Source organism: Caballeronia sp. (assembly GCF_028292365.1).
Lineage (GTDB): Bacteria > Pseudomonadota > Gammaproteobacteria > Burkholderiales > Burkholderiaceae > Caballeronia.
Map to the genome: position 1 here is coordinate 1 of NZ_JAQGMM010000182.1, position 11,595 is coordinate 11,595.

An 11,595-nucleotide genomic window follows, 5' to 3' on the forward strand; every position below is an offset into this window, starting at 1 on the left:
AGAAGGTCTGGATGACCATCACGCGGAACGTGAACGGCGGGTCCTCCGATTGCGCGAGCCGGGTGTACGCGAGGACCCCGAAAATGGTCGCCATCGCGATCAGGAAGACAACCAGTGCCTGATGGCGAAGGGCCCAGGCCGAGAGATTGAAACTGCCTTCTTCGTGACGATAATCGCCCGATGCCGCCGCGGCAGCATTGGCAGCGGCTTTTGCTGATTCCCGTTCCTGGTCGCTCATGACGCGAAATCTTCCGGATGCAACGGCGCAACCACGCGCACTTTCTGGCCGGCAGAAACGGTATGGACTCCTTGCCACACCACTCGGTCACCGGGCGCAATGCCGTTGGAAACCGTCACGGTGCGCTCGCCGTATCGCGACACGTCCACGCGCCGCAATTCAAGCGAGTCGTCCGTTTTCACAATCCAGACCGCGGGCAGTTTGCCGGCGTGGAACAGCGCGGTGGAGGGCAGCGTGAACGCCTGGCCCGGTGCACCCGACACACTCGATGCGGCCACCTGCGCGAACGCCGCGTCTGCGGTCATGCCAAGCCGGATTTCCGGCGTGGGCGCTTCAAGCGTCATCCTTACGCGATAAGTACGGCTTTGCGGATCGGCGGCCGGCGACACTTCGCGCACGCGGGCAGCGAACTGTTTGCCTCCCAGCGCGGCGAGCGTCACGGTGGCTTTCTGGCCGACCGCGAGCGATCCGAGCGCCGTTTCCGGCACGTCCGACACCACGTCTATATCGCCGCTCCACGCGAGGTTATAGACGGCTTGTCCCGCCGATACGTTCTGTCCCGTGTCCGCCTGTTCCGCCGTGATGACGCCGGCGCGGTCAGCGACCAGCGTGGTGTATTTCAACTGATCGGCCGACAACGCGGCCTGTGCCTGTGCCTGGTTGCGCTGCGCGAGCGCTGCTGCATAGGCATTTTCGGTTTGTTCGAGCTGCGCGCGTGCGATCAGGTTTTCCTGCGCCTGGGCGCGGTCGCGCGTGACTTGCTGCTCGGCATAAGTGAGCTGGTGTTGGGCGGCGGAGAGTTGCGCGGCCGTGCTCGCGGCGTTCTTGGCGTTATCGGCGGGATCGAGTTTCGCCACGATCTCGCCGGCTTTCACGCTGTCGCCCAGACGCACACGGCGCTCGATGATCTTCCCGCCCACGCGAAACGACAGCGGAGTCGAGTAGCGCGCTTCGATGGTGGCGGGCAGCGATGACTGCACCGTGTGCGTGTCGGCTACGGCGGCCATGGCGACCACCGGACGCAGCGCCACAGGGGGCGCTTCTTTCTTGCCGCAGGCGCTGAGCGCGACGACCACCACCGCGCCGAGTGACAAGCCAAGGGCGTGGCGAACGGAAGACCCCGACCCGGGGAACGTGAACGGCATTAACCGCGATCGGAGCGATGACAACGTGCGGCGACAGACTTGCAGAATCACGAATGACCTCGGCGCAAAAGCTTCCCGTGCCTGCAAGAGGGGCTTGCATACACGGTCGGTGCGCAGCGTCGACACGGCCTGTCGCTGCGCATTTTCAAGATGTGGCGTTATTCGGGGCTCGATGGTTGGAAAGGCGGTATACCATGACCATCATGCTTTCCAGTCCTTCGTCGCCAGATACGCGATGAATTCTAATACAACTCTGTATCTGAAATCAAAGCCGTATCATAATCCAATTTTGAGATGCTAAACTCAGCCGATGAAACGAATTCGCCTTACCCGGGAGCAAAGCCGTGATCAAACGCGTGAGCGTTTGCTGGACGCTGCACAAACTGTTTTTATGAAGAAGGGGTTTGTTGCGGCCAGCGTGGAGGACATTGCGGCGGCGGCTGGTTATACGCGCGGTGCGTTCTATTCGAACTTCGGCAGCAAGTCCGCTTTATTTCTGGAGTTGCTCAAGCGCGATCACGACGGGATCATGGGTCGCCTGCATTCCATCTTCGATGGCGAAGCGAGCCGGGCCGACATGGAAGCCCGCCTGTTGCAGTATTACAGCGAGTGTTATCGCGACAACAAGTGTTTTCTGCTGTGGGTTGAAGCGAAATTGCAATCAAGCCGCGACGCCAAATTTCGCGCGCAATTCAACGCATTCATCCGGGAATTGTTGCAGACGACAACCGCTTATATTGTCGCGTTTTCAGAGCGGGCGGGAACGCCGTTGCCCATGCCGGCAGAGCAGCTTGCGCTTGGACTCACAGCGTTGATCGACGGAATGCAGTTTTTTTATACGTCGGATCCGCAGGCTTGCGGCAGCGAAATGTCCGAAGCCGTCCTAGCGAAGTTTTTTAGCCGGGTGGTGTTTGGGTCTGATGTGGTCTGAGCGGGGCGGGGAAAAAACGTCGCTCAGATGGAGAGCCCCGATCCGCCGTTACTGCCTAGCAACTGCTCCACGGCGTCGGCGCTCGCGTAATCCTGCTCAGGCAATCCATCGAACACGGCAATGACGTCGTTGCTCACCCCCGCAGCGCGCGCCGCATCGACAATGCCGTCCTTGTTGGTCGGAAACGTCAGATCGCGCAATACCTCTGCGATTTCGTCATCGATCGGTTCGTCATTCAAGCTGGCATTCACGTGCGTATCGGTCATTGGTGCCCTTGGTTGTTCTTCGTGGTCGTTTCGTGGTCGTTTCGTGGTCAATCCGAGGCGCCATGTTAGCGGCGCACCTTCACGTCTGCACTTCTATGAGCCGGCTTGACATACCGTGACTGGGCGCGCGCGGCTTGGGTAATTCCACATGGAACCAGTGAGCGTGATCGAGTTCCTGCGCACGCACCTCTGGGGCCGGCGGCGAGACCGGCGGCGCATTGGCGCGAATGGCAAGCGCCGCGCGCATGGCTTCAGCCTGGCGAGCCGTGTAGATTGCCGCATCGTCGGTGTGGATTGGCGCGGCATAACACGACACGGATACCAGAACCATCAATAAAGCCGTTGAGGTTTTCATCGCTCAACCCTCCAGACACTAGTACACAAACTCACGCGAGCTTGCACAAGCGACATACAGGCAGCACAAACACGAGGCCGTACGGAGAATAGTAGCGAGGATTCGAGCAAACGCCATGCCAATCGATGAGTGCGGTTTGACAGCGCTTTGGCCGATGAATGGTGCTTGCCTTCCGAGCCTTGTTTCAAACGGCGCGGGCTGCCGTTGTTCGAGCGAATTCTAGAATAAGGTCGTAAGCGGATGCTTCAACGATGCTTGATGGGTGCTCCAGCACTGCCGCAATTTTGCACGCTTTGAGCAATATCGGGCAATTTCAGCGTGATGCCGGGTTTAATCGGAAGTAAGCATCGAGAAGCGACGTTTTATAAACAACGCCGAGTAACACCGGGCGCGTCGGGCCGTCGATGACCGGCAAACGCTCGCCCTGGAACGCCAGGAAATGCTGCAACGCTTCACCCAGCGACATGTCCGGTGTAAGGACATCGAAATGAGGTTGCAGATAATCCTCGGCAGTTTTGATGGCGGTGTCGCGCTCATCGAGCAGATCGGACGTGATGTCCTTCAGCGCCACCACGCCGCGAAATTGCCCATCCGCATCAACGACATAAAGGTACTTCACCGGATACTCGAGGAACACCCGAGTCATCGCTTTCACGTCTGCATCGAGCGGGACCACGGTATCGGCCGGTTTCACGAGCTCGCGCATTTGCGTGGCGGCGAGTCGCGAGCGCTCTTTTTCGTCACGGTTGCGACGCAGCGTGACCTCGTACATCGACGTCTGCGCCGATGCCCGCGCAATGAAAAATGCCACCACGCACGACAGCATCAGCGGCAGCATGACCTGATAACTCAGCGTCATTTCGAAGATCATCAGGATTGCCATCAACGGAGCGTGCGTGGCCGCAGCGAGGAACGCGCCCATGCCGACCATCGCGTAAGCAAACGGCGCAGATGTGGAGTTCGGCCAGATCGTATGCGCCGCCAGCCCGAACAAGCAACCGACCACCGCGCCCACGAAGAGCGTCGGCGTGAAAATCCCGCCTACCGCGCCAGAACCCGCGGTTGCCGCGGTCGCGGCGATCTTGAAGAAGAGCACTGCAGCCAGCGCTTCCCAGGTCCACGAATGATGCAGGATCGAGTTGACGACTTCATAGCCGTTGCCCCAGACCTCCGGATACCAGATAGAGATTACGCCGACAATCAGGCCACCGAATCCGAGCCGGATCGGCAAGGGCAGGGGCAGCCTGGCGAAGCGTTGTTTCGATGCTGCCAGGAGGCGCAGGAAATATGGCGCGAGCACGCCGCAGATCAATCCAAGCACGACGAACAGCAGCACTTCGACGCCGGCGACCGTTGGAAACACCGGCATTTCGTAAGGCGGTCGATAGCCGGCGAACTCCCGCATGGTGATGTTCGCGACCACCGACGACACCACGATCGGCCCGAAGCTTTCCATGGCCATGGAGCCGAGTACGAGCTCGGTCACGAAGAACGCGCCGGCGATAGGCGCGTTGTAGGCCGAGGTGATCCCGGCCGCTGCGCCGCAGGCGACAAGCAGGCGCAGGCGCGGCGGATCGAAGTGGACCCAGCGGCCGATCAGCGACGCGCACAGCGCCGCGAGTTGCACCATCGAGCCTTCTCGTCCGATGGACCCGCCGCTCGCGATGGTGAACAGCGACGAAATGCTGCGCCACAGGCTTTGCCAGACCGGCACGACGCCGTCGCCTATGGTCACGGCTTCCATGTAGTCGGCATTCGCCTGACCTGTGGAACGACGCCGAGCGATCAGCAGGCACAGGCCTGCGATCAATCCGCCCGCCGTTGGCAACGCGACCCGCACAGGCCACGGCAGGCGCGTGGCCATCTCGACGAAGTTACCGTGATCACCGCCAAAAAGCCGCTGCATTTCGTCGATACCAACGCGAAACGCCGAGGTCGCGAACGCGCCTGCCACGCCGACAATCACGGCCCACACGAGCATGGTGTGGGACTCGGAGAAGCGAAACCGGATCTGTGCCCGGGTGCGAAGTTTAAGAAGGAATGAAAGCACGTAAGCTCTGAACGGGGCGGCTGAATGTGCGGGCAAGGATATCATCCATGCGGTGGAAAAAACGTCGCACACCCGACACGCTCAGAGCGCTTCGGCGCTACTTGCGCAGCAGCCTGAGACCGTTGCCGATCACGAGCAGGCTTGCGCCTACGTCGGCGATAACCGCCATCCAGAGCGTTGAGGAGCCAGTAAGCGCCATGACCAGGAACGCGGCCTTGATACCCAGCGCCAGCGTGATGTTCTGGACCAGAATGGAATGCGTCGCTTTCGATAAACCGATGAACGCGGCCACCTTGCGAAGGTCGTCGTCCATCAGCGCCACATCGGCCGTTTCAATCGCAGCGTCCGAGCCCATGATACCCATCGCAAAGCCGATGTCCGCGCGCGCGAGTGCCGGCGCGTCGTTGATGCCGTCGCCGACCATGCCGACCCGCGCACCGTTCGACGCCAGGGCCGCTATGGCGCCGAGTTTGTCTTCGGGCAACTGGTTGCCGTGCGCTTCATCGATACCCACGTCCCGTGCAATGGTCGCTACAGCGCGTTCATTGTCGCCGCTCAGCATCACGGTGCGGACGTCCAGCTTGCGAAGCGCGGCGATTGCATCGCGGCTGCCATCGCGGATTTCATCGGCGACCGCGAACAGCGCGAGCACACCTTTTTCATCGATCAGCATGACGGCGGTCTTACCCTCGCTTTCCAGTGCATCCAGACGCTTGGCTGTGTCCGCGCTCAGGAAACCACGCTCCGCGACCAGACGTCTGTTGCCAAGCGCATAGCTGCGCCCGTCCAGCATGCCTTGCACGCCGCGGCCGGGCAGTGCTGCAAACTCTTCGACCTTGAAACGGTTCAATTCCTCGATGTTTGCCGCTTGCGCAACAGCTTTGGATACCGGGTGATCCGAGCGCCCCGCGAGACTGGCAGCGAGCAGGCCACAAAGCTGCGCGTCGGCGCCGCTCATGATGTGGACATCCGTTTGAACAGGAACGCCGCGCGTGATGGTGCCGGTCTTGTCAAAGGCGAGGGCGGTTAGCGTGCGCCCCATCTCGAGATAGACGCCACCCTTGACAAGAATCCCCTTGCGGGCGGCAGCGGCGAGCCCACTCGCGATTGTCACCGGCGTCGAGATGACCAGGGCGCACGGACAGGCAATCACGAGCAGCACGAGCGCCTTGTAGATCCAGGTCTGCCACGCGCCGCTGAACAAAAGCGGCGGCACGACTGCCACGAGGAGGGCGAGCGCAAAGATAACGGGCGTGTAGATACGCGCGAAGCGGTCGACGAAACGCTGCGTGGGCGCCTTCGACGCTTGCGCCGCCGATACCGCGTGAATAATCCGCGCGAGCAGGGTGCCATCGGCACGGGCCGTGACGCGATAGTCAAGCGACCCTGACGCGTTTAGCGTGCCGGCGAAGACAGTGTCGCCGGGGGTTTTATCGACGGGAAGGCTTTCGCCGCTGATCGCCGCCTGATTGACCACCGAGCGACCTGCCGTGACGACGCCGTCAAGTCCTATCCGCTCGCCGGGCTTGACGCGCACGATGGCGTCGATCTCGACCTGACGGGCGTCGACGTCACTCCAGCTGCCATCGGCCTGTTGCAGGGTCACGCGATCCGGCGAGAGTTGCAGCAGTTTGCTGACGGCATTGCGTGCCCGGTCAAGCGATTTTGATTCGATCAGTTCGGCTACGCTGAACAGCACCATGACCATCGCCGCTTCCGGCCACTGGCCGAGCATCAGCGCGCCCGTGACGGCGATGCTCATCAACGCGTTGATATTGAGATTGCCGTGGCGCAGCGCGATCCAGCCTTTCTTGTAGGTGCCGAGGCCGCCCGCGATGACGGCGACCAGCGCAAGCGCTGCCGCGATCGCGTTGGGTAGCGAGGTCAGCAAACCCCATGATGGCAGCCAGGAAGGTTGCGATTGCGGCAACCAGGCGGGAAGCCAGTTCGACATCGAAGCGGAAAGAGCAGCGAAGCTCAGTATCTCGGAACCCACTGCCGCAACACCGGCCAGCGCAAGCGGCCATGCGCGACGGCGCTTCTGGGGAGCGTCATCCTTGCGCGTACTATCAGGGTCGATAATCGTCGCGGACATGCCCAGCGAGCGAATCGCCTGCATGATGGTTTCTTGCTGTCCGGGTATGTGGCTGACTGTTACCCGGCGCTGCATGATGTCGAAGTTCATGTCGCTAACGGCGGGCAGCGCGGAAAGCTTGTTCTCGATCAACGCGATCTCCGCAGCGCAATCCATTTCTTCAACGAAAAAGACGCTTTGCGTGTCCCCGGCGGCAGCAGAGCGTAATAATTTGTCGTCTGGTCGTGTGACCGACGAGGGCTCCGCCTTTCCGGTAACCTCAACGTGAGCATGCGTGCAACACGCCGCGCCATGGTCCTGCGGCGTAGCTTTGATAACGGTGGATCGATCAACCATGTGGCCTCCAGAGGCAATATATGGTTGAGTAGACGTCCTGAAGCCACTTCAAGGTCAAGCGTTGACCAGGAGCGCAAGCAATGAAAATCGGTGAATTGGCGAAAATGGCTCAGTGCACGACTGAAACCATCCGCTTCTACGAGAAAGAGGGCTTATTGCCGCAGGCCAGCCGCACGGATTCCAATTATCGGAATTACACGGAAGAGCACGCGGAACGGCTGCGGTTCATCCGCAATTGCCGGGCGCTGGACATGACGCATGCAGAGATCCGGCGTTTGCTCAGCGCAACCGATGCGCCCGGCGAACCCTGTGGTTCGATCAATTCGCTCGTCGATGAACACATTGTTCATGTGGACAGGCGGATAGAGGAGTTGACGCAACTCAAGTCGCAACTGGTTGCGTTGAGGGGCCAATGCACGACGGAAGAAGCGACGACGGACTGCGGTATCGTGCAGGCGCTTTCTACGAACAATGTTGTGCCCGCACGCGAGAAGCGGACCCATTTGGGCTGAGTGGCGAAGGGGGGCTTCTATTGAAAACCCGGCCTCGTCACATCAAAGCCGGGTTGCGTCCTACGTGAAACTACTCGATCACCATTTCGGCGCAAACGGCGGCTTCGCGTTTCGCTGACCTTCGTCGAGTGCATCGATCTTCGCGATATCGTCGGCGTCCAGTCGTACCTTTTGCGAGTCCCAGTTCAGTTCCTGATGTTCCGGATTCGTCGACGCGGACAGCACGACGATATCGCGTGACAGCAGCCACGCAAATGTCACTTGAGCAGGCGTTACGCCATGCTTCTTCGCGATGGCAACCAAGGTGGGATCCTTGTGCGCGCGGCCTTCGCCGAGCGGCATATACGCGGTCACCTTCACGCCGAGCTTCTGCGTTGCCTCGACCAGCTTGCGGTTCGCGAGGAACGGGCTGATTTCGAACTGGTTCGTCACAATGCCCTCGCCGCCGGGCGCGTTCAATGCTTCCTCGAGCAACGGCGCGGTAAAATTCGACACGCCGAAATGCCGGATCAACTGCTGCTTCTGCGCATCCTGAAACCCCGCGATGGATTCGGCGATCGGCACCACGCTATCCGGCGACGGCCAATGCACCAGCGCGAGATCGATCGTGCCGATATTCAGCTTCTTGTGGCTTTCCACCAGGCTTGTCACCACGTCGTCACGACGCAGCCGGTCATGCCAGACTTTGGTGGTGACCCAGATATCGTCGCGCGGCACGAGCGAGTCGCGCACGCCTTTACCAACGGCTTCTTCGTTCTTGTAGAGCTGCGCGGTATCGATATGGCGATACCCGAGTTGCAGCGCGCTGGTGACTGACTTGGCGGTTTTCTCCGCGTCCACGCGAAAGGTGCCGAGTCCGAAGGACGGAATTGTTTCGATCATCTGATACTCCTTTTGAATACGTTTATCCGATACAGGCCGGCCGGTTCAGGAATTCTAGGCGTCCTGATCCAGTTCCGGGTAATGACGGAAGATGCCGGATTCGTTGAAGGGAATCCGGCGTTCCGAGTCAACATAAGCCGCGATATTCGGTCGTTCCAGCACGGCGTCGTGCAATGCCGCCACGCGCGGATACAAGCTGCCGAATTTTTTCATCGCACGCGGAAAAGCGTAGTGCAGGCCATCGACAAGTTGAAATATCGACAGGTCCACGTACGTAGTCGTGTTGCCGATTATCTGCGTATCGCCCTGAGGATTTTGCGCGAGCACCCGCTCGAAATAACCGATGAATTTCGGGACCCGGTTCTCGATAAAATCCTTCGAGCGCTTTTTCGCAGCGTCCTTCTGGTCTTCATAATACAGATCGCTTGCGAGCGGATGATGGGTATCGTGGACCTCGGCCACCATGTCCGCGATCGTCAACTGCAAGCCATGCGCGACATAGCGCAGGCCTACGTCCTTTGGCGCGAGACCGAGCTTCGGCCCGAGATATTGCAGAATGTTTGCGACGTGCGGAATGATCAGTTCACCATCCTTCAGGAATGGCGGGGCGAACGGAATGTGCGGCTCGGTTTTGCTGTTGATGATCTTCATCATGGCGCCGGTGCCTTGTCCGTCCTTTTTCGCGCCGCGTGCAACGTCAACGTAGTCAGCGCCGGCGTCTTCCAGTGCTAGCCGGACGAATTCGCCGCGGCCTTGAAGACCATCCCAGTAATACAGTTCGTAGGCCATAGGCAAACTCCTCGCGGTGTGATTGCTGGAAACCCAAAGCCAAGAGGGTAGCAACACGCGTGCCGTTGCGCTTGAATGGTGTTTGTACATCGCGCCTGTAATCTCGCTGAAAAGCACAAACCCCGCGCGGGCGGCGGGGCTTTTGCGTTGCTGCAAGCGGCACCTCTACGAACGTTACCCGAGCAGGCGCTCGACGCCCAGGGTTATCGCGAGTCCTCCCCCGATTAGCCAGGCATACACAATGGCGCCGGTCACCAGCGCGCGAGGTCCCGCCTGGCGAATCTGCGCGATCCGTGTTTCGATACCCAGTGCGGTCATCGCCATGGTCAACGCGAAGGTATCGAGCGTGTTCATCGTGTGCGTCGCGGTGTCAGGCAAAACGTGCAACGAATTCACGATCACGAGCGCGAGGAAACCGAGCGCGAACCAGGGAATCGCCAGCTTGCGCTTCGTGCCGCTGCCGTCGGTTTGACCGTTGCTACGCGAGCGGTTCACCCACATGCCGATCACGAGCAGCACCGGCACGAGCAGCATCACGCGCGTCATTTTCACGATGGTCGCAATGTGCGTCGCTTCCGGGCTCACGTTGCTGGCCGCGCCCACCACCTGTGCCACTTCATGGATCGTGCCGCCGAAAAACAAGCCGACGCCCAGCGTGTCCAGATGCAGCCAGCCGAGGTGCAACGCGAGCGGGTAGAGGAACATGGAGAGCGTGCCGAACAACACGACACTGCCGACCGCCATCGCGCTTTTATGCGGCTCGGACTGCAATGTCGATTCGAATGCGAGCACCGCTGCGGCACCGCAGATCGCGCTGCCGGCCGCAGTCAGCAATGCTGTATCTCGGTCGAGCTTCATCAGCTTCATGCCCACCCATGTGCCAATGACGAGCGTGCTCACCACCACCAGCACCGACACCGTCAGCCCCGGCAACCCGACCTGAGCGATTTCCTGCAGGCTTACACGCAGCCCGAAGAAGCCGACTGCGATACGCAGCAGTTTGCGAGCGGAGAAGTTTACGCCGGATGCCCAGCTTTCCGGCATGCCGTCACGCAGCGCGTTGCCGTAGATGGCTCCCGCGACAATGCCGACGATCAGCGGGCTGAGTCCCAGATTCGAGATGAATGGCAGCGCGGCTAATTGCGTGACAGCGGCGGCAAAGAGCGCAACGAACAAGATGCCGTTCAGTTGACCACGCGTTTGACCGGCTGGGGCGGTCAGACCGGGACGAGATGCGGCAGGAGGGGCGAGGGAGTTCACGGCTTTTTCCGTTTTGGTCGACGTATTCGATGTGCTAATCCTAGTATTGATATATCGATATGAGAAATCGTCATTTAGGATGTAAACTATCCATCCAGCCGATAGTTACACGCAATGACTCCAGACCAGCTTATAACCTTCGCCACCGTCGCCGAACATGCCAACATCAGCCGGGCCGCCGTTGCGCTGCATTTGTCGCAACCGGCCGTCTCAGGGCAGTTGCGTCAGTTGCAGGATGAATTTGGCGAGCCTTTGTATCAGCGCGCCGGTCGTGGCATTTGCTTGACGGCCGCCGGCGAACAGCTCGCGGTTTATGCCACGCGAATCCGGGAGACAGTCGGGCAGGCGCACGCGTACCGGAATGCGCTGCGGGGGCTCGAGCGCGGCACGTTGCGGATCGGCGCGAGCACGACGCCGGCGAGTTACCTGTTGCCCTATTTGATCGCGGAGTTTCATCGGCAGCATCCGGATGTGACGGTTCACACGATCGACGGAAATACGGCCGAAATCGTCGCGGCGCTGGGTTCGCTGGATATCGCGATGATCGAAGGGCCGGTGGGTGCTGATTTGCCGCCGGGGACTGAAGTCACGGCGTGGCGCGAGGACGAAATCGTGGCGATTGCGCCGAGTGGTCATCCATTGTCGGCCGCCTCTGGCGGAGTGACGCTGGAAGCCATATGTGCTCATTCGCTGGTGTTGCGCGAGGGCGGGTCGGGCGTGCGCCAGTTGGTTGAGC

Annotated in this window: 12 protein-coding genes; 3 read left to right on the forward strand and 9 right to left on the reverse strand. The window is 60.5% G+C overall.

Features of this window, described 5'->3' with window-relative positions; all coding sequences use genetic code 11:
- A partial coding sequence (locus JWR14_RS11135) for a hypothetical protein (protein WP_299705890.1) occupies positions 1-238 on the reverse strand: 238 nt, incomplete at its 3' end.
- The gene (locus JWR14_RS11140; protein WP_299705893.1) at positions 235-1,383 is read right to left on the reverse strand and encodes an efflux RND transporter periplasmic adaptor subunit; all 1,149 of its coding nucleotides are present in this window, start codon (positions 1,381-1,383) and stop codon (positions 235-237) included. The genes JWR14_RS11140 and JWR14_RS11135, both read right to left, overlap by 4 nt.
- Positions 1,384-1,693: 310 nt before the next feature.
- On the opposite strand from JWR14_RS11140, the gene JWR14_RS11145 reads away from it, so the two are divergent.
- Entirely contained in the window at positions 1,694-2,314 is a 621-nt protein-coding gene (locus JWR14_RS11145; protein ID WP_213761475.1) for a TetR/AcrR family transcriptional regulator, read from the forward strand.
- A 23-nt stretch (positions 2,315-2,337) separates the two neighbouring features.
- Here JWR14_RS11145 and JWR14_RS11150 read toward each other — a convergent pair whose 3' ends face one another.
- The 4 genes from JWR14_RS11150 to JWR14_RS11165 all read right to left on the reverse strand — a co-directional run bounded on the left by JWR14_RS11150 (position 2,338) and on the right by JWR14_RS11165 (position 7,416).
- Positions 2,338-2,580 carry a DUF2795 domain-containing protein gene (locus tag JWR14_RS11150; RefSeq protein ID WP_299705899.1) on the reverse strand — a complete coding sequence of 81 codons (243 nt, stop codon included), beginning with the start codon at positions 2,578-2,580 and terminating at the stop codon, positions 2,338-2,340.
- 79 nt (positions 2,581-2,659) lie between these two features.
- A complete protein-coding gene (locus tag JWR14_RS11155) occupies positions 2,660-2,935 on the reverse strand; it encodes a hypothetical protein (protein ID WP_299705901.1) in 276 nt (91 codons plus the stop codon).
- Between the two features lie 313 nt (positions 2,936-3,248).
- The gene (locus JWR14_RS11160) at positions 3,249-4,985 is read right to left on the reverse strand and encodes a ClcB-like voltage-gated chloride channel protein (RefSeq protein ID WP_299705903.1); all 1,737 of its coding nucleotides are present in this window, start codon (positions 4,983-4,985) and stop codon (positions 3,249-3,251) included.
- A gap of 97 nt (positions 4,986-5,082) precedes the next feature.
- Entirely contained in the window at positions 5,083-7,416 is a 2,334-nt protein-coding gene (locus JWR14_RS11165) for a heavy metal translocating P-type ATPase (RefSeq protein WP_299705905.1), read from the reverse strand.
- A gap of 80 nt (positions 7,417-7,496) precedes the next feature.
- Here JWR14_RS11165 and cadR point away from each other — a divergent pair, with 80 nt between their 5' ends.
- A complete protein-coding gene (gene cadR, locus JWR14_RS11170) occupies positions 7,497-7,928 on the forward strand; it encodes a Cd(II)/Pb(II)-responsive transcriptional regulator (RefSeq protein ID WP_299705907.1) in 432 nt (143 codons plus the stop codon).
- 78 nt (positions 7,929-8,006) lie between these two features.
- Here cadR and JWR14_RS11175 read toward each other — a convergent pair whose 3' ends face one another.
- The 3 genes from JWR14_RS11175 to JWR14_RS11185 all read right to left on the reverse strand — a co-directional run bounded on the left by JWR14_RS11175 (position 8,007) and on the right by JWR14_RS11185 (position 10,820).
- Positions 8,007-8,810 (reverse strand): aldo/keto reductase, encoded by an 804-nt coding sequence (locus JWR14_RS11175; protein WP_299705910.1) that lies wholly within the window; start codon positions 8,808-8,810, stop codon positions 8,007-8,009.
- A gap of 54 nt (positions 8,811-8,864) precedes the next feature.
- Positions 8,865-9,599 carry a glutathione S-transferase gene (locus JWR14_RS11180; RefSeq protein ID WP_299705913.1) on the reverse strand — a complete coding sequence of 245 codons (735 nt, stop codon included), beginning with the start codon at positions 9,597-9,599 and terminating at the stop codon, positions 8,865-8,867.
- Positions 9,600-9,773: 174 nt separating this feature from the next.
- A complete protein-coding gene (locus JWR14_RS11185) occupies positions 9,774-10,820 on the reverse strand; it encodes a YeiH family protein (RefSeq protein ID WP_299705919.1) in 1,047 nt (348 codons plus the stop codon).
- Between the two features lie 153 nt (positions 10,821-10,973).
- On the opposite strand from JWR14_RS11185, the gene JWR14_RS11190 reads away from it, so the two are divergent.
- Positions 10,974-11,595, forward strand: a 622-nt coding sequence (locus JWR14_RS11190) for a LysR substrate-binding domain-containing protein (RefSeq protein ID WP_299705916.1), incomplete at its 3' end; no start/stop codon positions are given.